General features: G+C 41.7%; 22 protein-coding genes and 2 pseudogenes. 13 read left to right on the forward strand and 11 right to left on the reverse strand.

The features are described from left to right. A pseudogene (locus TOL9009_RS47925) lies at positions 1-296 on the reverse strand (IS630 family transposase); the annotation flags it as partial. A gap of 59 nt (positions 297-355) precedes the next feature. Next, complete coding sequence (locus TOL9009_RS0129120; RefSeq protein ID WP_029636877.1) at positions 356-784, reverse strand: helix-turn-helix domain-containing protein; 429 nt, start codon at positions 782-784, stop codon at positions 356-358. Positions 785-1,091: 307 nt separating this feature from the next. Between TOL9009_RS0129120 and TOL9009_RS0129125 the strand changes: the two genes are divergently transcribed. From TOL9009_RS0129125 to TOL9009_RS48575, 5 genes are all read left to right on the forward strand, one after another. After that, entirely contained in the window at positions 1,092-1,337 is a 246-nt protein-coding gene (locus TOL9009_RS0129125; RefSeq protein ID WP_015199664.1) for an AbrB/MazE/SpoVT family DNA-binding domain-containing protein, read from the forward strand. Then, positions 1,324-1,713: a PIN domain-containing protein gene (locus TOL9009_RS0129130; protein ID WP_029636882.1), complete on the forward strand. Its 390-nt coding sequence runs from the start codon at positions 1,324-1,326 to the stop codon at positions 1,711-1,713. Before TOL9009_RS0129125 ends, TOL9009_RS0129130 begins: the two co-directional genes overlap by 14 nt. Before the next feature lie 352 nt (positions 1,714-2,065). Next, positions 2,066-2,326 carry a type II toxin-antitoxin system ParD family antitoxin gene (locus TOL9009_RS0129135; RefSeq protein ID WP_029636884.1) on the forward strand — a complete coding sequence of 87 codons (261 nt, stop codon included), beginning with the start codon at positions 2,066-2,068 and terminating at the stop codon, positions 2,324-2,326. Then, positions 2,326-2,628, forward strand: a complete 303-nt coding sequence (locus tag TOL9009_RS0129140; protein WP_029636885.1) for a type II toxin-antitoxin system RelE/ParE family toxin — start codon at positions 2,326-2,328, stop codon at positions 2,626-2,628. The genes TOL9009_RS0129135 and TOL9009_RS0129140 overlap by 1 nt, the downstream gene beginning before the upstream one ends. Further along, positions 2,625-2,876: a hypothetical protein gene (locus TOL9009_RS48575; RefSeq protein ID WP_190909768.1), complete on the forward strand. Its 252-nt coding sequence runs from the start codon at positions 2,625-2,627 to the stop codon at positions 2,874-2,876. The genes TOL9009_RS0129140 and TOL9009_RS48575 overlap by 4 nt, the downstream gene beginning before the upstream one ends. Here the strand turns inward: TOL9009_RS48575 and TOL9009_RS0129150 are convergent. Further along, positions 2,806-5,601, reverse strand: coding sequence for an nSTAND1 domain-containing NTPase (locus TOL9009_RS0129150; protein ID WP_029636887.1), 2,796 nt, complete (start codon positions 5,599-5,601; stop codon positions 2,806-2,808). The genes TOL9009_RS48575 and TOL9009_RS0129150 overlap by 71 nt on opposite strands. A 120-nt stretch (positions 5,602-5,721) precedes the next feature. Here TOL9009_RS0129150 and TOL9009_RS0129155 point away from each other — a divergent pair, with 120 nt between their 5' ends. Continuing rightward, positions 5,722-6,102, forward strand: a complete 381-nt coding sequence (locus tag TOL9009_RS0129155) for a CU044_2847 family protein (RefSeq protein ID WP_029636889.1) — start codon at positions 5,722-5,724, stop codon at positions 6,100-6,102. A 31-nt stretch (positions 6,103-6,133) separates the two neighbouring features. Continuing rightward, positions 6,134-6,193 (forward strand): annotated as a pseudogene (locus TOL9009_RS50605) (DUF6737 family protein); the annotation flags it as partial. A 231-nt stretch (positions 6,194-6,424) separates the two neighbouring features. Here the strand turns inward: TOL9009_RS50605 and TOL9009_RS40855 are convergent. Next, on the reverse strand, positions 6,425-6,778 hold the full coding sequence (locus TOL9009_RS40855) for a hypothetical protein (RefSeq protein WP_186227676.1): 354 nt from the start codon (positions 6,776-6,778) through the stop codon (positions 6,425-6,427). Between the two features lie 265 nt (positions 6,779-7,043). Between TOL9009_RS40855 and TOL9009_RS43975 the strand changes: the two genes are divergently transcribed. After that, complete coding sequence (locus tag TOL9009_RS43975) at positions 7,044-7,286, forward strand: DUF6737 family protein (RefSeq protein WP_072022177.1); 243 nt, start codon at positions 7,044-7,046, stop codon at positions 7,284-7,286. 427 nt (positions 7,287-7,713) lie between these two features. Beyond that, a complete protein-coding gene (locus TOL9009_RS0129170) occupies positions 7,714-8,193 on the forward strand; it encodes a DUF6209 family protein (protein ID WP_029636892.1) in 480 nt (159 codons plus the stop codon). A 196-nt stretch (positions 8,194-8,389) separates the two neighbouring features. On the opposite strand, the gene TOL9009_RS0129175 is transcribed toward TOL9009_RS0129170, so the two are convergent. Beyond that, positions 8,390-8,977, reverse strand: coding sequence for a thioredoxin family protein (locus TOL9009_RS0129175; RefSeq protein WP_029636893.1), 588 nt, complete (start codon positions 8,975-8,977; stop codon positions 8,390-8,392). A 274-nt stretch (positions 8,978-9,251) separates the two neighbouring features. Further along, positions 9,252-10,481, reverse strand: coding sequence for an RNA-guided endonuclease InsQ/TnpB family protein (locus TOL9009_RS0129180; protein ID WP_029636895.1), 1,230 nt, complete (start codon positions 10,479-10,481; stop codon positions 9,252-9,254). Positions 10,482-10,537: 56 nt separating this feature from the next. On the opposite strand from TOL9009_RS0129180, the gene TOL9009_RS43980 reads away from it, so the two are divergent. Continuing rightward, the gene (locus TOL9009_RS43980; protein WP_072022199.1) at positions 10,538-10,726 is read left to right on the forward strand and encodes a hypothetical protein; all 189 of its coding nucleotides are present in this window, start codon (positions 10,538-10,540) and stop codon (positions 10,724-10,726) included. A gap of 186 nt (positions 10,727-10,912) precedes the next feature. Beyond that, a complete protein-coding gene (locus tag TOL9009_RS0129185) occupies positions 10,913-11,317 on the forward strand; it encodes an NIL domain-containing protein (RefSeq protein ID WP_029636896.1) in 405 nt (134 codons plus the stop codon). A 91-nt stretch (positions 11,318-11,408) separates the two neighbouring features. On the opposite strand, the gene TOL9009_RS0129190 is transcribed toward TOL9009_RS0129185, so the two are convergent. Next, positions 11,409-12,476: a DUF3616 domain-containing protein gene (locus TOL9009_RS0129190; RefSeq protein ID WP_029636897.1), complete on the reverse strand. Its 1,068-nt coding sequence runs from the start codon at positions 12,474-12,476 to the stop codon at positions 11,409-11,411. 335 nt (positions 12,477-12,811) lie between these two features. Between TOL9009_RS0129190 and TOL9009_RS0129195 the strand changes: the two genes are divergently transcribed. Beyond that, positions 12,812-13,786 carry a CHAD domain-containing protein gene (locus TOL9009_RS0129195; RefSeq protein WP_029636900.1) on the forward strand — a complete coding sequence of 325 codons (975 nt, stop codon included), beginning with the start codon at positions 12,812-12,814 and terminating at the stop codon, positions 13,784-13,786. A 600-nt stretch (positions 13,787-14,386) separates the two neighbouring features. Continuing rightward, on the forward strand, positions 14,387-14,923 hold the full coding sequence (locus tag TOL9009_RS0129205) for a cobalamin biosynthesis protein (protein WP_084763328.1): 537 nt from the start codon (positions 14,387-14,389) through the stop codon (positions 14,921-14,923). A 160-nt stretch (positions 14,924-15,083) separates the two neighbouring features. Here TOL9009_RS0129205 and TOL9009_RS0129210 read toward each other — a convergent pair whose 3' ends face one another. From TOL9009_RS0129210 to TOL9009_RS0129225, 4 genes are all read right to left on the reverse strand, one after another. Beyond that, entirely contained in the window at positions 15,084-15,437 is a 354-nt protein-coding gene (locus TOL9009_RS0129210; RefSeq protein WP_029636906.1) for a phage holin family protein, read from the reverse strand. 106 nt (positions 15,438-15,543) lie between these two features. After that, positions 15,544-16,740, reverse strand: a complete 1,197-nt coding sequence (locus tag TOL9009_RS0129215; RefSeq protein WP_029636908.1) for a peptidoglycan-binding domain-containing protein — start codon at positions 16,738-16,740, stop codon at positions 15,544-15,546. 60 nt (positions 16,741-16,800) lie between these two features. Then, entirely contained in the window at positions 16,801-18,081 is a 1,281-nt protein-coding gene (locus TOL9009_RS0129220) for a M16 family metallopeptidase (protein ID WP_029636910.1), read from the reverse strand. A gap of 141 nt (positions 18,082-18,222) precedes the next feature. Further along, positions 18,223-19,464: a M16 family metallopeptidase gene (locus tag TOL9009_RS0129225; RefSeq protein WP_029636912.1), complete on the reverse strand. Its 1,242-nt coding sequence runs from the start codon at positions 19,462-19,464 to the stop codon at positions 18,223-18,225. Positions 19,465-19,782 lie beyond the last annotated feature (318 nt).

The raw sequence follows: 19,782 nt of genomic DNA on the forward strand, positions 1-19,782 counted from the left end.
TGAACATCAACTAACTCTTTCATACAATGAGCAAAATCGACTTTGGTACGGCGTTCTGTAACTTTAATATGTCTCCAACCTAAATATGGAGCAAAGAATGCAAATAAATTAGAAGTCCCCTCTCGCTCGTATTCGTAATCTTGCTTTTCAATTTTCCCTGATTTATCTTCTATTTTGGGTGTTGCTGGTATCCGTTCATGAACATCGTACATCAGAACGGATAATTTTTCATCAAAACAAACCAATGGGCGCTCTGGGTCTACTGGTTGAGCGTATAAATCAAGTACATCCTCCATCCGAGCTACAAATTCTGAACTAATTTGTGGGATGCACCATTGCTCTCTTAGCCAAGGTTTTAACTGGTTTTTTTTAATGTACGTCCAATTGTATTTGTACTGACACTATCTATTATTTCAAGACTAACAAGTTTGTCTGCTAACATTTTTAACGTCCAACGAGCGCTACCGTCCGGAGCATCTGAACAAGTTGTTGCAATTAAATATGCTTCTGCCGTCGAAGTTATTTTTGGTGGCTTTCCACTGCGAGGACGCTCATTCATTGTGGCTGATAAGGAATCGGTGCAAAACTGTTTGCGAGTTCGTTCAACTGTTGGTATTGATATGTGTAAGCTTTTTGCTATCGTCTCATCTGTACTACCAGAGTTTGCCATTAGTAGCGTATGTGCGCGGCGAATTTCCCTAGCACCTGCTTTCCCTTTCTTGACTAAATCAACCAGTTGTAGCCGTTGCTCATCACTAAGAACAATGCTATGTTTCTTATTCATACACCCAATTAATATACTTTTAAATTGTTAGCGATCGCACGGACACTCGTGTCCCCATATGCGGACACATCGTTATTATATAACGGAACCGCGCAACCCCTCAAAACTTATGACATGAACTACTAGTAGTCTATGTCATTAATTCTGATGGGTAATCAAATTTCCAAAGCCTTAAAAATCAATTATTTTGGTAAGTTGAAACCCCTCAAAACTTATGACATGGACTACTAGCCTCCGGAGTATCGCCCTCTATTCTCTGTACTCTATGCTATGATTTAGTAAGGAGATAAAGTAAGGAATTAGAGTAATGGCTATCACAACCATCACGACAAAAGGACAAGTAACTATTCCTAAAGAAATTAGAGACTACCTAAATATAGATACAGGTAGCAAGGTTGATTTTGTGATTGATGAAAATGGAATAGTTACACTTATTCCGTTGAATGTTCCTGTTCAAAGTTTATCAGGGATTTTGCATCGTCCAGGAATGAAAACCGCAACTTTAGAAGAAATGGAAATAGCAATTAAAGAAGGTTCAAGTGATTGGAGTTGATACAAATATTTTAGTGCGCTACCTGACTAAAGATGATGAGCAGCAGTGGCAGAAAGCTGTGGAAATTATCGAAGGGGGAGAGCAATGTTTTATTGCTAATATAGTTCTGTGTGAATTGGTTTGGGTTTTGCGGGGTAAGCCTTATGAATTCAGTAGGGCAGAAATCGGTAAAACTATAGAAATGATGTTGCAATGTCCAGTTTTTGAGTTAGAAAATAGCTCTTTAGTTTATCAAGCATTGCACCGTTTTCAGCAAGGAAAAGCTGATTTTTCCGACTATTTGATTGGTGCGATCGCACAACAACTTGGTTGCAGCAAAATTGTAACATTCGATCGAAAGTTAGCAGATAATAAAGGATTTAAGTTGTTGTCATGATGACGCGATCGCACTCCCTGCAACTTCCCCAACAATGCGATCGCACTCTCAAACAAATCTTCCAAAATCAAAACGCGATCGCATAACTTCACAAATCCAAAACGCGATCGCCATCCCAAACAAACCCTCATAACTTCGTTCATTTGCGCGATCGCACTTTCCCAACTCTCCTCAAATCCAAATACGATAAGCCAAGCTTAGTGCAATCATGCATATCCCATTCTCAAAGCAAACAACAATTACTTACTCCAAATCAAAACGCAATCACCCGTTATCGCAAAGTAATAACAAACTTTGACAAGCTTTGCTATTGGTGACACAATCAAATTAATAGGCAAACCCAAATAAAGCCATGAATGTATCACTTACACCTGAACTTGAACAGTTAGTTCACGAAAAAGTCAAAACTGGTAGGTATTTGTCCGCGAGTGAAGTTGTACGGGAAGCGTTGCGACTGCTAGAGGAGCGCGATCGCATCCGGGAAACACGACTTGAAGCACTTCGTTCGGAAATTGCTGTGGGTATCGAACAAGGCAATAAAGGAGAAGTGATTGATGGTGAAGAAGTATTTAGAGAATTGCGCGAAGATATCCGTCAAATATCCCAAGAATAATGAGTGGCTACGTTTTTACCATTCAAGCAAGACTTGATATTAAGGAAATCAACAAGTTTATTGCCCGTGAAAATCCACAAGCGGCAACTCGTTTTATAGATGCGGTTGAGGAAAAGTGTAAGGTTTTGGCTGATTTCCCGAATATGGGACGCAGTTTCGATTATCTTGCACCATCCTTGAGAGGTTTTTCTGTTGGCAATTACATAATTTTTTATCGCTCAATTGAAGATGGGATTGAGGTTGAGCGGGTTTTGAGTGGATATCGTGATTTTGATGCTTTGTTTCTAGATGATGATGCTTGAGCGATCGCCTAAACTTTGGAAATAGCTGGAAATGCGATCGCACTCCTCAACCCAACCGCGATCGCACTCCCAAACTACCCAAAAATGCGATCGCACTTTCAAAGCAAGCTATAATTTGCACTCTCAAACCAAATGCGATCGCACTCTCAAACAAATCTTCCAAAATCAAAACGCGATCTACTTCAAGCCTAGCTTTTGGCGAAACTTATCATCATATATCGCTTTCTCCCAATTCTTGGCAGATTTAACTTGCTCAGGAGTCAGGTTTTCGGCAAGGCTGAGGTTGACACCGCTGAGGTCGGCAAAGTAGAGGTCGGCAAGGCTGAGGTCGGCAAGGCTGAGGTCGGCAAGGCTGAGGTTGGCACCGCTGAGGTTGGCATAGCTGAGGTTGGCACCGCTGAGGTTGGCATCGCTGAGGTTGGCACTGGTGAGGTTGGCAAAGCCGAGGTTGGCATAGCTAAGGTTGGCAAAGTTGAGGTCGGCAAAGTTGAGGTCGGCAAGGCTGAGGTTGGCAAGGCTGAGGTTGGCAAGGCTGAGGTTGGCACCGGTGAGGTTGGCACCGCTGAGTTTGGCAACCCTGAGGTTGGCACTGCTGAGGTCTTCACCAACAAAACTAGGACACCCTCCAAACAATAAAAACGCAACATCACTAGGAATCCATTGCCATTGCTTTCTTTCCCAACATCCCTCTGTTAGCAACTCTAATGCTGCACGCTTTCCTTGTTTTTTATCTTGACTTCTAATAACTTCCCAAGCTTTGCTGTAGCTTTGCTGTTTTTGATATGGGACAAGAGCAAAAAGGGCAACCAGAATAGGAATTGTTAGAAGACTAGCAGTTTTCAGTGACCTAACCCAACTTTGTTTCAAGCTTTTGCTAATAAATTCTTCCGCGAGGTTAGATAACGCTAGATTTCCATTTTGCTGCTTCTGAAACGCCTTGGCATCTTGCAAAGGTTTTCCTTGAAGCAAATAATCCTTTGCTTTCCTCTTTTCTCGCCATTCCTCTGCTGCGGCTTCAATTTTGCGCTTTTGTCTAAGCTTATCCCGATTCTCATCCAGCCATTTTCTTAATAGTGACCAATGGCGAATCAGTGCTTCATGGGCAACATCCACCACTGCCACCTTACCTGATTCTGCTCCTTTTTCAATCAACGTGCTGGTGACAACTAACTTCGCATCCGCTAACTTTTGAATCACCTGTTCTACATTATTTGATTGCTGCGATGTCACTAAATCTTGTAGCAAAACCCGCCGACGTGTATCTTCCGTACCCTCTCCTAACTGCGTCAACTCAAGAAAAATCCGCTTTGCTGCTGCTTGTTCCTCTGGTGACAAACCTTCATAAATCTCAGTAGCGCGTTTTTGCAGCGTTCCCTTCACTCCACCCAACCGCGTGTAAGCCGAAATTGTTAATTTTTCCTCGCTTCGCTGCTGCCAAAGCTCGGTTAACGTGTACTGTAATAACGGCAAACTTCCCGGTGAACCTTCCACATCGACAATCATCTGGTTAACTAGCTCAGGCTCGACTTGCAAACTTACCTGTTTCGCTGGTTCGGTAATTGCCTGTCTCAACTCCTCCTCTGTCATCGGTGTCACTGTCACCAGATTTTCCTGAATCTGCTCTGTTAGTTTGCCATATTCCGCACACTTGCCAAAAAAATCTGCCCGCATCGTTAGCACCAAGCAGAGTTTATCACCACACCGGTGCAACGCATCCAGCAAGCATTCAAAAAACTGCTGTCGTTTGCCGATGTCTTTGCACAGAGTAAAAACTTCTTCAAACTGATCCACCATCAGTATGACTCGCTTGGTGTCAGCAGCGTCGATCAATTGTCCTAAACCTACAGAACCCTTAGCAATCAATTCCTCAGCTTTTGCTAACTGGGATGTTCGGTCAATATCTGATAAACCCGAATCCAAAAAGGCTCGTGCTAAACTTTCAAGGGGATGCTCACCCGGTTGAAAAATCCTGATTTGCCAAGTGTCACTACCCGACAACCGCCGCCCCAAGGTAAGCTGATAAAGTAATCCCGCTCTCACAACACTAGATTTACCACTTCCTGATGCTCCCAACACGGCAAGGAAATTCCCCACACGCACTTTTTCTAATAACTGGTCTGTCAGCGCTTCCCTTCCATAGAAATACTTAGCATCTTCTTCTGTACAATCAAAGTATTGCAACCCGCGATAAGGGCAAATCGTTGTGACAACTGAATTAATATCTGGGTTCGGTGCTTGCGAAGTGCGCGTCAAGTTAATCGCACCACCAGAGTTAGCAAATATCGGACTCTGGGGAAATGCCTGCAAACGCTGATTGAGAACATCAATTAAAGTGTAGTTTGTTACCCAAGTACCAGAATGTCGTCTGGGGTCAAGCCCTTGCAATAGCGCCTCCGTCAACACGCTATGCTTGCTATCGATCGCTTCATAAGCCACCTCAAATTCTCGTGATGCAGCAATAAAACAGCGATCGCGTCCTTTCCCCCTATCCCCCGGATCAGCTTCGGCAAAATTCAGCAATTCACCGCTATAACAACAATCCAGCCAAATAATTTGCTGTCGTATCGGACTTTCTTGCAATAATTCCCGCAGCCATTTTAAGCGAATACCCCAATTCCCTAAATCAGGGTTGACATCACTGGTAGCCAAATACCCTTCTTGAATGCCTCTGTCTTTCCGCAGTCCATGCCCGGAAAAATACAGCAGTGCCGTGTCGGGAATATTTCTACCTTGTGGCTTAAATAATTGAACGATCGCCTCTTCTAACTGAGTTAAAGTAACTTTAGTTGTCTGTCCAACGCGAATCGTGTTATTCTGCTTATCCTTAACCGCAGGTAGACGCTTGACCTTAAACTCGCCGGAATTTTCCAACAGTTGAGCGATCGCTTCTGCATCTTGTGCGGGCGCTGATAGTTTGGTCAAGCGATCGTAATTATATGTATTAATCCCAACTACCAAAGCATCGCGACTCATAGCAAAAAGTTTTGCTCTAGCTTAAGAGAGCGACTATTTAACTAATATGAATACAAAATACTTACCACAGTTTCCGAGTAAAATTACTGAAATATTGTTTTGTCAAAATGAATTCTGACCATGACCAAACTCGCACCCATCCAACTTGATGACAACACGATTATCTACATTGAAGCTAGCGAAGACGTTAACGTTCCCTTAATTATCCCTGAAGAACCAGCAGAGGAAGAGGAAGAAGCACTAACTGATAAGGGAATCACTGAAGAACTGCGAAAGCAAATGGTGCAAAATTTTCAGGTCATTCAACACACCATACGTGCTTACACTGTTTATAGCTTGAATGCGTTTAAGCAAATTCCCATTGATAACATCAACAAAGTTACTTTAGAATTCGGTATCGAAGTGGGTGGAGAAGCAGGGGTTCCTTATGTCACAAAAGGTACTGCTAAAAGTAATTTGAAAGTTACCGTTGAGTGTTTATTTCCGAAGCCGAATACATAACCCACCCGGAAATTAAAGATACTTTAATCAGGAGTGGTGTCAGCCTTGGTCTATACTTCTCAGGGGTGTAACCTTAATTAGGGCTTGCTGAATGAATGTGTAATCTAGTCCAGATAAGGGGTTTAAGCCTTTTTTCACCAAACAAGTGCACTTGTTTAACATCTAGAGTCTCAAAACCCTTGCACAATCAAAGCGCGATCGCTAGGTAAAGAAAGGAAACTGAGCAACGAAACAACCATTTTGTAACCTGTGTGGCTTCTAGATTCGCTTTAAAGACTTATTCAGCAAGCCCTAATTAGTGGTAGCTGGTTACTATTTAAAATCATCTGGCTAACAGTTCTCGGTCGAAGTACTCAAACATCGTGTTGAAGTACCCAAACATCGTGTTGAAGTACCCAAACATCGTGTCGAAGTACTCAAACATCGTGTTGAAGTACCCAAACATCGTGTTGAAGTACCCAAACATCGTGTTGAAGTACCCAAACATCGTGTTGAAGTACTCAAACATCGTGTTGAAGTACTCAAACATCGTGTTGAAGTACCCAAACATCGTGTTGAAGTACCCAAACATCGTGTTGAAGTACCCAAACATCGTGTTGAAGTACCCAAACATCGTGTTGAAGTACCCAAACATCGTGTTGAAGTACCTAAACATCGTGTTGAAGTACTTAAACATCGTGTTGAAGTACTTAAACATCGTGTTGAAGTACCCAAATATCGTTTTGAAGTACCCAAATATCGTTTTGAAGTACCCAAATATCGTTTTGAAGTACCCAAATATCGTTTTGAAGTACCCAAATATCGTTTTGAAGTACCCAAATATCGTTTTGAAGTACCCAAAGCACACCCGGAAATTAAAGATACTCTAATCAGGAAAGGCGCATTTCTCCTACTTTTACGCTAAAACTTGTAAAAGGATTATTTTCATTGCATAACACTAAATGTCTGAACAAAAGCCTATCAGTCCTTGGAACTACAAACCTTGGTGGTGTCAACCTTGGTCTATACTTCTCACGGGTGTTACCTTAATTAGTGGTAGCTGGTTACTATTTAAAATCATCTGGCTAACAGTTCTCGTCTCAGTGCCTATACTAACTTGGATGGGCTTCTTCTTATTGATGTGGCCTCAACTGATGATCCGCAGTGGTGCTTTAGAGTCCCTTCATTCCAATGGGGAGTTATGAGTTATGAGTATTCCCCATCAGTAGCGATGGGGAATACAGCAGATTCCTTTGTTATGAGGTACATAATAGCCCCCTCATCGCTTGCGGGGAGGGGGTTGGGGGTGGGGTTCTTGTACCTCATGACACCGGGAAGTGCTGTATCTGAAAATTAATTCTCAATAACGGAAATCGTTTGGAAATTTTGTAGTCTGTGTTACTTTACAAATATTTTTGGTCTCATTTATTGTGTTAATAGTCTCCTTTACCTTGTAACTCAGTTTTTTTTAAGGCGTATAGCAAGGTATTGCTGAAAAAACCGGGTTTTCTCCACCCACTCGTTGGTATCTAAGAATTGATCAACGAGTGAGTTTGATGAGTATGGTAACATTACCATCGTTCCTGGTTTTTCGAGACTAAATTGCACACCAAGTTGTCAAAAGATTAAATTATGAGATTTTTTGAATCATTGAAAAAGGCTGTTGCACTTTTGATTGTAGTGTTCAGCTTGCTTTTTGTGTTTGTTAACCCCAGTTATGCAGATAGTACTCCGCAGATTGACTTTACCGGAGATTGGCAAGAAAATGTCACCGATAAATTAGTTCCAGGTGGTAAATTCATAATCAACTATGATGAAAACCGTTTACCTGCCCGTCGGACAAGTTACAGAGGTTTACCAAGTTGGGAAATCCAAGCTGTTCTTCAATTTGAAGGTGATGATCCAGTGACATTTAAACTACTAAGGACAGGTCAAAACCAGCACGTCACACCGCAAGAAGTTAGTATCCCAGCAGATGCGAAGGAAATCATTCTTTGGTTTGAGAATTATGGATACGATCCATATGACACTGCTCAAAACAATAACGCTCGTTATTACGACAGCAATTACAGCCAAAATTACCACTTCCCATTAACCAAATCTGCAAGTTAATTGCTAATTGCTAAAGATGTAAATTGGGTTGAGGGAAGAAACTCAACACATAAAACTCTTATATCTGTTAGGTTTGGCTGTTGTTCAACTCAACCAACGCATCTGTAGCTCTACACCGTATTTGCCGTGAAAAGTAGGGTATAGAGCTACAAATTATTTGACCACAATGACAAATTATAGGAATTAAGAATTTCTGTTAATTTACAACTTGGCTACTGTGGAGACGAGGATCGTCTTTACTACTTGTTGGTTTAACTGGTGCGGTAAATTTAGAAACTTGTCCGTTTTCTTGAGCATAAGGCAGAGATGAACCAGTAGCCAAGGCTTCTAAATTACTTCCCATAATTGTACGGGGTTGATTGCCGATCGCCTGGGCGATTGTTTCCCCATCTTTGCCCAAATAAATAAAATGGGGAATTCCATCCACCTGATACTTCAACATCTCCGGCAACCATTTGGTATTGTCTACATTCAGCATGACAAAATTAACTTTGTCAGCATATTGCGTCTCGAACTGTTGCATAACTGGTGCCATTTTTTGGCAAACAGTACACCAATTAGCATAAAACTCCATCAGCGTTGGCTTACCGTTTGTCAAAGCTATTTCTAATGGTGTAGACCCTTGATCTAACTTGGCAAGAGCTGCTTCTGGTGTCTGAGTTCCCAATCCTAAGGATAAGGCAACGCTAAGAGCGATCGCTACCATTGCAATCACAAAATTTCTTAAGCGTGTCCCAACCGTAGATTCCGACTTTTGAGAAGATATAGGCGAATCTGTACTCATAACAAATTTATTAAATCTTATTAAGTTACATCTTCTTCAGTTTAGCTCTTTCCTGTTGATGGTTTGTAATTCCACACTTGCACGGCTGTATCATCGTTCGCAGAATAGACATCTCCAGAAAAGACGTAAAGACGTTCCGTCGGAACGTCTCTACAAGGGTTTCCGGCAACGCATAATTAATTTTTACTCCTATGTCTAATAGCTAAATGTCTGTTCTGCTAGAATTTCAGTCCATTTTAATGGAATGCGCGTTATTAGCCCGGAGTGACATCTCCTACACCGCCTGAGTACAGGTCGGTGTAGGCTTCTCACCAAATCCAGTTATTACTTCGGATACTCGATGAGCTTTAAGAACGGGATGCCCCTCCGCTCTATTCTTTATATTTATTGCTGCATTATGGTCACGGTCAAGACTACACCCACAATTAGGGCAGTCGTGCCATCTTTCATGCAGCTTTTTAGGAACTTTCACCCCACAACTAGAGCAGTCTTGACTTGTGCCTGACGCTTTAACAGGAATTACCAGCAGCCCAGCATTTTCGGCTTTGGCTGTTAGAATCGACAGAAAGCTTGACCACCCGGCATCAAGTACAGACTTAGCTAATCGCGTTCGTGCAAGTCCTTTTACGTTCAAATCCTCAACTGCCACAACATCATATTTTCTCAATAGATTGCACGCAGTTTTGAAGTGAAAATCTTTTCTAGTGTCTGCAACTTTTTTGTGGTGCAAAGCTACTTGTTTTACAGCTTTATTCCTACGGTTACTACCTTTTTTGCAACGTGAGGCACGTTTTTGAATGACTCTCAAACGTTTTTGAGATTTTCGATAATGTTGAGGAATAGCGACAGTTTCACCTTCAGAAGTAGTCAAAAATTCCTTTAAGCCAACGTCAATTCCAGTTATGGAATCTGGGTTAAAGTCAGGTTTAGTAGTCGGAACTGTAGCATCTTCCAAGCTGAGAGTTAGATAGTACCCGTCGGCTTTTTTGGTAACAGATGCAGTTTTTACCTTAAACCCGTCGGGGATAGGACGATGTAAAATAACTTTGACTTTTCCAAACATTGGAAGATTAATCAAGTTACCTTGCAAACACCCGTCTTTCATTTGAGGATAAGTGAAAGTCCGGTAACGCACGCGTGGCTTAAACCTTGGTCTGCCACTACGCTTTCCGTTGCTATCCCCGCTTAGAAAACGGTCAAACGTCGCTTTCACTCGCTTAACTATATCCTGCAATACTTGTGAGTAAATTTCGCCATAATGAGGATGCGTTTTCTTAAGATTGGGTAGTGTCTTTTTTTGGCTGTAGTAATCCGGATTATCTCTTAATTCTGGAAGATGACAAATAAGAGGGCAAGCGTTGATAGCACAACGATTTTGCTCATACCAGTTGAATCTGTCAGCCAACAGATAATTGTATTGCGCGCATAGCATAGACAACCATCTGTCTATCTCTGTTGCTTGTTGTTTTGTTGGGCGCAGTTTAAACTGGTACGCTGTTCTCATTTGTTTTACCTCCTTGACGATATGCTAGCATAAATGTATAAACAATGTTAGTGCAGATGAAAAGTAATTCATTAACGATTAGGCTGTCAGATAGAAGAAAACATAAGTTAATGCAATATGCGGCTCAACAAGACAAAACTATCACGTCCCTGATTGATGATTGGATTGACTCATTGCCGGAAATAAAGATTGGCAATTCCTCATCTCTTCGAGAGGCTTCGCCAACGACCAACATTACCGATTGAACTGCGGCGGCACGTTTGCGGGGGAAACTTCCCCCGCAAAGCTGCCTTTTCAATATCATTCGTTGGTCAATTCGTCATTGCCCAAAATTCATCCCACGCTTCTCTGAGTACAGAGTAAGACGTGGGGCTTCTTTTGTTTTAAGCTAACGCTTAAGCTAAAACAAAAACAAACCATTTTCTAAACCTGTGAAAAAAAGAGTTACCCTCACCTTTCCCAAACGCGCTGTACAAATGCCAGTTACCTATAGACTGGCAAAAGAATTCAACGTAGCTGCAAATATTATCCGCGCTCAAGTTGCGCCAAATCAAATTGGTAAACTTGTAGTTGAACTTGCAGGGGACATCGATCAGCTAGATGCGGCAATTGAGTGGATGCGATCGCAAAATATCAACGTTTCCCTTAGCTTAGGGGAAATAGTGATTGATGAAGATGTATGTGTCGATTGTGGCTTGTGTACAGGAGTTTGTCCTACTGAAGCGCTTACCCTGAATCCGCAAACATATAAGCTGACATTTATGCGATCGCGTTGCATCGTCTGCGAACAATGTATACCCACCTGTCCCGTCCAAGCAATCTCAACCAATCTTTAAAAAATTAGGCGTTTTTTGAACCCTCTCAAAGCGCTTCGCAAAGTCTCGATTTATTTCGTAGTAAGCGTTTCAACGCTTACTAAAACTACTACTAACCCAGACGAAATACATCAGCCATCACACCACCATCACCAAACAGCCTAGTTTTTGCTGGTGAGTCATAAACCACCAACACAGAAGGTATGCCAGTTACATCTTGAAATAGCGTAAAGCCTTCAGCGTGCTCAATCCTATTTCCATAAGGAATATCTTGGAGAAATTCTGGATAATGAAGTATATTATTTGGCAAATTCACAGCATTCCGTAAACGATAAAGTTGCACCGGTCCATCCAAATCCATTGTTGGTCCGGCTAAAATTAACAAATCTTCACCATAAAGATGCATATCCCGAATTCCCAAACCATTCAAAAACAGAAAATGCTTTTTATATGACTTTCCCTCTTGACCAATTTCCCGCAGTGTCATGATTCCGGGGGTAGATATTTCTAATTCTACCTCCAGCATTACCGCCCAACCACGCAATACTGGACCGCGCAAACCGATAAAAACTTGCTTTTGAGAAACAGCTATCCCTTCCACATCAAAGCCATTATCTTTCCCCGGAATTGCTGCTTTCACAAAAAAGCCTAAATGAGGATCGTCTGCTAAAGCTTCCATTAACAAGTTACCTGTCGGAGTTAGTTTCAGTTTGGCGGCACTTAATAATATATCTGGATTTTGCGGGTGCGGGCATGACTCAAATAACTTCCCATCCACAAGGGGAATTCTTCCGAGAATATAACGATTAGCTTCTGTGTCAATTTTTGCCAACCTTTCAATGTTTTTTTCATCTGATAAATCAGATTTAGGCTTCTTACGTTTGTAGCTATGGGAACCCACTAACCAAAGATAATAATCAGTGTAGGCAAGTCCTTCAATGTCAATTTCTTTTTTTTCCGATGCCGGTAAAGTAATAAATTCTGCTACTCGATAGCTTTCGTGATTTGCAAAATTATCACCATCAACCAGAGAAAGACGCTCAATTGTCGAGGTTTCATCTGAACCCAACCACAAATGCTTTTCTGGAGTCAGCAGCACTGCCGAAAGGTCTTCTCTGTATTCTTTAAATCCGTCGGTAAAAGTTAAGCAAACTTGACTTAGTAAATATGAGTTATGCATTTTACCTCTGCTCCTCTCCGGTAATCTATTGTTATTTCTATGTATTTTATCATACTTAATCATTGAAAAAGCTGATGATAAATATAACGAGCATCTAGTTTTTTAACTGAAAATTTTATTTATAAAAATTATAATTTATTTTAAAAATATTTATAAGCCTAATAGGAAAAACTTTGTAATACATAACATTTATGTAAAACACAAACAAGCATCAAAAGTTAGAATCATGCAGTTAAGATAAATTACATGAAAATATGTCAAAGCAGTGCATTTAGTGTTAATATAGAAAAATATAGTTAAGCATTTTTTGCTATCAAGTTAAGACCAACAATATTATGGAATTAGTTGCACAAGCCAAACTAAAAAGCCTAGGTGACTATGCTCACGAAGCAATAAAAAAACACTTTAAAAAAACCTTAAAGTGGGAAAAGACAGTTAATAAAGACGAAGATCCAGAAGCCCTGCATCAAATGCGAGTGGGGATGCGTCGTCTACGCACAGCAGTTAGCAGATTTGGACTAGCTTTAGATTTATCTAAGTCAGTAAGTGATAAAAATATTGGCAAAATTGCTCGTCGTCTTGGTACATTGCGAGATTTGGATGTACTCAAAGAATCTTTAGAAAAAACTTACCTTCCAAATTTACCGCATAAAGAACAAAAATCTCTGCAAACAGCTTTCGATGCTTTATCTAAACAACGCAAAGATGCGTTAGAAGGGGTGCAAGCAACATTTAAAGATGAGCATTATAAGTCTCTAAAACAGGGAATGAATGAGTGGTTGGAAAACCCAAGTTATCTATCTGTAGCATCTTTGCCGATGCAAGAATTGCTACCGGATTTACTTTTGCCGGAAGTAAGTAGTTTATTTCTTGATGCGGGTTGGTTAGTGGGAACCCAAGTAGAAAAAACAAAAGTTGTCATTATTAAAGGTTTAAAAGCTGAGAAAATAGAGAAAGAATTGGCAACTAATGGTGAAATGCTGCATACATTGCGTAAACAAGCCAAGCGTGTGCGCTATCAGATGGAGTTATTTACTGAGTTATACGCTGATTCTTACTCAGTTTATGTTGCAGATGTTAAAAACATTCAAGACATCTTGGGTTCAATTCAAGATAGTGTAGTCTTAGGCAAGTGGCTGACGGATGTCTTCGAGTCAGAAATTGAAACTAAACTTCCCACTTTTGCGAATTTATTAGCAGAAAATCGTTATAAATTGTGGCAACAGTGGCAACCTTTACAAGAGCGGTATTTGAAACCGGAAACTAGACATGGTTTTCATTTAACAATACTGCGTCCGCTAACCTTGTGAGCGGGCTAATAGCAATAAGCCGTTGAAGAAGGCAGAAGGCAGAGGGCAGAAGGCAGAAGGTTTTGTTCAGAAGGGGATTCAGACCCCTCCTGAACAAGAGCCACCAAATTTTCAATTTGGTCGGGGTCTTAAACCCTTACTCCCTCCGGTCGTAGCAGAGGGCAGGAATCAGAATTCTATAAGTGCCTTCTGCCTCCTGCCCTCTGCCTTTCCCGATAAAATAATAAATAGAGCGGATTGCGTTATGATTAAATCCACGTAGAGACGTTCCTGCGGAACGTCTCTACAGGATTTTGGGGTTTACGCATGTACCGGAAATAACAAAACTCCGTTGCAACTGTAAAGATTGTTGCAACGGAGTAGTAAAATTAGTGAAACACCAAGATATTACAAGCAAAAAGCCTGCTTCATCAAACTGCTTGCTTTCACAAAAATGAAGAAGGAAATTTACCCCTTACCTTTTACCTTGTTTCCCCCTCGGCGTTCCTACTGTGCTTAATAGGAATATATAGACTATTTTGGGATGGAACAGTATTATAAAGATCAGTTTTGATGTATCAATATGATACTAAATAAAACAAATCATTTAATGGCGGTTGTTTGCGACGATTTGAGATTATTTTAGGCGATCGCTATTTTTTTACCCAATTTGCTACTATCGCTAAAAATATAAATTCTGTGACTAATGTTACAACAGTCCAAGCAATAAAACTTTTATGGGTGGGAATTGGTTGTAAAAGTGGAACTTCCCCAGAATTAATTGCCATAGCGATTGAAGAAACCTTTAAAAAGAATCAACTTGCTTTGAGTGCGATCGCAGGCATTGCTACTATCGACATCAAAGCGTCAGAAGTCGGTTTGCGACAACTTTGCCATCAACGCAATTTGCCTTTGAAAACCTTTCCCGCAGATGTTCTAAGTTCTGTTCATGTTCCCAACTCTTCCCGAGTTGTCGCACTCAAGATGCAAACTCCCAGTGTAGCTGAAGCCGCAGCCTTGTTAGCAGCGAAGTGTCAAACTCTGCTGATTCCGAAACAAATATTTAAATCAACCGACCATCATGAAAATCTCTCCCGCTCTACTTTACAAGGAGCGGTAACAATAGCCGTTGCTCAAGCCCAAAAAGAATACATCTGATAACATATCTGGCATTGGGACACATATTCTTTGTAGAGACGTTCCACCGGAACGTCTCTACGACGGTTACGGACACGATCTGATTTCTGAAAAAACAATAATATTATAAAGGTACTTAAGCTCTGTTTGACAAATAAAAAATATCTTTTTTTACCTGATTCTAGTCAATTACTCTGAGCAAGTAATTAATGATGCTAGAAACGATCGCTAGCACAATTGAACCTAACAAAGCAGGTAAGAAGCCGCGAATTTCAAAACCATAAGTAGGAGTGAGAGCGCTTGCTAGCCAAAGTGTAAAAGCGTTGAGAACAAATGTAAACAACCCAAAAGTAATTAGGTTGATTGGCAACGTCAAAAGTAATAAAATCGGTCGAACGATGGCATTAACTAGTCCTAAAACAGCGGCAGCAACAAGCGCTGCAACAAAAGTCTTAACAACAAAGCCAGGAACCAAATGAGCCGTAATCAGCAAAGCGATCGCAGTCCCTAACCAAGTTAACAAAAAGTGTCGCATAAGTTTAAAAAACTTTATAAGAAAAAATTTTTGTAGTGAGGACTTCAGTCCTCATCTTATAAGATGTAAGATAAGGACTAAAGTCCTCACTACGACAAGTTCTTTTCTAGAGCGGTTGACTGCGACGCCGTGTGAGAGCATCCCAAGTAGCACCACCAGCTATACCATCAGACTCTAAACCATAGCGTTGTTGTGCAGCTTTCACCGCTGCTTCAGTCGATGGTCCAAAATCTCCATCTACATTACCATTCAAAAAACCAAGTCTTTTCAGTCTTTCTTGCAATTTTACAACTTCAGAGCCACGCATTCCTATCCGCAAAATCGGCATTCCCCCTGCGGTGTATTGAATACTCGGTGTTTGCCGAGTTGTTTGTCCAGAACTACTAGCTTGTCTCGAAGTGCGAGTTGTTTGTCCAGAAGTACTAGCTTGTCTCGAAGTGCGAGTTGTTTGTCCAGAAGTACTAGCTTGTCTCGAAGTGCGAGTTGTTTGTCCAGAACTAGCAGTTTGGTTTCGAGGAGTTTGACGAGTACGAACAGTTTCCCCAGAACTGCTAGTTTGGTTTCGAGGAGTTTGACGAGTACGAACAGTTTCCCCAGAACTGCTAGTTTGGTTTCGAGGAGTTTGACGAGTACGAACAGTTTCCCCAGAACCAGTGGTAGAAGTAGTACGAACAATTTGCTCAGAACTAGAAGTTTGTCCAGCACCATCCGTTGAGGTAGTACGCAAAGTTTGCTCAGAACGACTAGTTGAAGTACCATTGCCAGATGATGATTGTCTGACGGTTGTTTGTGAGGTGCTTGGACTAGACGGTTTCGGCTCAGGAGTAGCATTATCCGTCACGCTATTAGGAGTCGGAAACTTGGATGCAGGGTTAGGTAAAGCAGGGGAAGAAGCTACCGTCCCTTCGCCAGGAAAAAGTCGTTGCCAAGTGTTACCATCAACAGTACCATCTGGAGCCAAACCCGCTGCTTGTTTAAACTGAGAAACAGCGTTAGCAGTCATTTGGTTAAAGTTTCCATCGACTGTACCGGTGTAATAGCCTAAAAGTTTCAGCGCTCCCTGTAGTTCCGAGACGCGCTCTCCTTGACTACCAAGTTTTAGGGTAGGACGATTGACGCTACCTCCCACAACTACTTGGGCAATTTCTGGTGGTGCTGCAAATGAGACTACGGCTGTTGAGCCAATTAGCACAGATGTAGCAAACCAGAAAGGTAACAAATAAAACTTGCTGGCAGAAAAAAAACGAGATGCTATTGATGTCGGTAAGTAGTTAGTTCTACTTAGTGTCTGGCTGCATTTCATAGAATTTACCCCCGGTTGATTCTGATGCTAATAGTACAGCGCCTTGGCTTTTCAAAAAAGCTACTTCACTGCACTATTAATAGCTTCCTGTTGACCGACTAAGGATAAATAAGGTTCCCGTAAATATTGGCTAGCTGCCGCGATCGCATCAGAGACAGTTACACTGGCAATTAACTCCTGAAACAAAAAATCAAAATCAATTCCCAACCCCAAAATTTCATACCAGCCGTATACTTGAGCAATTTGACCATTACTTTGTTTACCTAAAGCATACTGCCCTAGTATCTTATTTTTCGCCGCTTGAAGTGCGCTTTCTTCTAGTTGATTGCTTGAGAGTAAATCTACTTCTGTCCGCAGTCCGGTTAAAGCGATGCTGGTATTTTCCGGCGCGGTTCCCATGTAAACTACAAATGAGGCGGGATGCAGCCTTGTGGGAAAAAATGCCGATACTTCGTAAGCTAAACCCCGCTTTTCGCGCAATTCGACAAACAAGCGACTAGAAAGCCCATTTCCCAAGTAGGTAGATAACAACTTCAAGGCACCATAATCTGGAGAACGCACTGATGGTCCGAGATAGCCCAGCATAATGACTGATTGCTGCGTTTGTTGCACTTTGAGTCTTTGCTGCGGTTCAACCTTAATATGGGGAAAATGTACTATGGGCAGTGGTTCGGATGGAGCTTGCCAATCTCCAAATATGTTTTCTACTAAAGTAGCTGCATCTTCTAGTGTGACTCGACCGGCAATACTAATTACTATATTATCTGGACGAAAATATGTCTGATGATACTTGACTAAATCTGCACGAGTCAAGCCGCCCATAGTTGTTTCATCTCCCAACACCGACATAGCATAGGGATGATTTTGATACATCACCTGGCGCAGTTGGTCAAAGGCAATGGTAAATGGTTGCTCTTTTTGAGAGCGAATATCTTGTAAAGCTAGACGGCGTTCTAATTCTACTTCAACTTCGGGAAAAGTAGGCGATCGCATAATTCGCCCCGCCAAACCCAAAATATCGGCAAAATCTGCGGTGACAGTCTTCAATGACACCAAAAAATAATCGGCGGCACTATCTGCACTCAAACCGGCGCCCATAGATTCTACATGTTCGGCGATTTGCAAGCTAGAAAGTCCATCACATCCTTTTGTCAGCACTGTAGATAGCAAATGCGCTAATCCAGATTGCTGTGGATTTTCGTTACAACTACCAGCACGAATAAAAATCCGCGCTGCAATGATATCAGCGGCGGGATTTTCTGCTACCAATAATACGATGCCATTGCTCAACACAGTGCGAGCGATCGGCTCAGAAATAGAAGATTTTAGAGTTTGAGTCATTAGTCAAAAGTTAGGAATGAGGTAGAGACGTTCGGTGTGGAACGTCTGTACGAAAGGTAGAGACGTTCGGTGTGGAACGTCTCTACGAAAGTCAGGAGTCCAATGCCCAATGCCCCATGCCCCATACCCCATACCCAATGACTAACAAGGTCTGAGTACCGTAACTGCATAATCTTGGGGCGAAAGATAATCTTTAGCTAATTGTTGCAGTTCTTGGGCATCAAATGACTGAATTTGCTGGGGATAGGTAACAGACAATTCAGCTTTGGCGATAGTATTATAGTAGCCATAAAGTCCGGTGAGTTGATTTGGCGTTTCCGTAGAAAAGGCATACTCATTACATAGCAGTCTGCGGGTACGTGTCAGTTCAGCATTGCTAATTTCCACATTCTGCAATTCTTCCAGATGAGCGCAAATTATAGCTTCAACTTTTTCTAGCTCTTCTGGCTCTAACCAAGCGTTAATTGTAAATAAACTCGAATCTCGTTGGAGAGACAAATTAGCGCAAATTCCCTGCACTAATTGCAGTTCTTCTCGCAAGTTGCGAACTAATCGGGAAGTCCGTCCTTCTGCTAGCAGTACTGACAGCAAATCTAAACCGTAAGCGCTGCGGAGTTTTTCGACTCCTGGTGCTGTCCATGCCATCGTTAAGCGTGCTTGCTCCAGACGTGGTAAATGTAGTTCTTGACGACGAATACCGCTAATTGCTGATTGTACTACAGGCTCAAACTGAGGACAATTAGTGCGATCGCCAAAATTTTCAAAGGTGCGATTTACTAATTCTAAAGCTGGTTTTTCCGCAATTCCCCCCACCACCACCACCGTCATATTTTCTGGTTGATAGTGAGCACCATGAAAACAGCGCATTCCCTCTACTGATTGCTGCATCAATTCTTGCTCAGTACCCAACACCGAACGTCCGTAGGGGTGAGAAGGGTATACGTTTTGAATCAAAGATTGAAATCCCAGCCAATCAGGATCGTCTTGCGCTTGACGAATTTCCTCTAATACGACATCCCGTTCTCGCTCAAATTCTTCTTCGGGAATTGCCGCATTCAGCAACAGTTCCCCTAAATGAGGCAAAGTATCTTCCAGATATGTTGCAGCTGTAGTCAGAGTGTAATGAGCATAATCATAACTGGTAGCCGCATTAGTCACGCCACCTCTATTTTCAATATTCTCGTCAAATACTCCGGGGGCTAGCGTCGCTGTACCTTTAAAAATCATATGCTCTAAAAAGTGCGCCATGCCGAACCACGGATTTGGCTCTCTTGTTGCACCAGCACGTACCCAAACATCAGCCACGACTACAGGGGTGGTGGCAATTTCCTGATGAATAAAAGTTACACCATTGTCTAGTTGAAAAACTGAGGCTGGAAACACCGTATTAATTAGCTGTTGTGACAATTGTTGCTGCTTTCACCAAAATTTAACGCAGTTTTAATTATTTTAACTTTTATTGACTTTTAAATTAGAATCAATTTATACAGAATTTTTGACAAAATCAAAATATGAAGCTAACATTTCTCTGATTCATGTCCGGTCAAACAGCCATAATAAAAGAACCCCTCCCCAACCCTAAGAGCCTGCGGTCCGGGTGCCACAGGCGGGTGGGGTTCTTCATGAATTATGGGTAATATCATATCCGGTTGATTACTTACGCTCACCCCAAGAACCCCACCCCGCCAAAGCTACGCTTTG

The organism is [Scytonema hofmanni] UTEX 2349 (assembly GCF_000582685.1).
GTDB lineage: Bacteria > Cyanobacteriota > Cyanobacteriia > Cyanobacteriales > Nostocaceae > Hassallia > Hassallia hofmanni.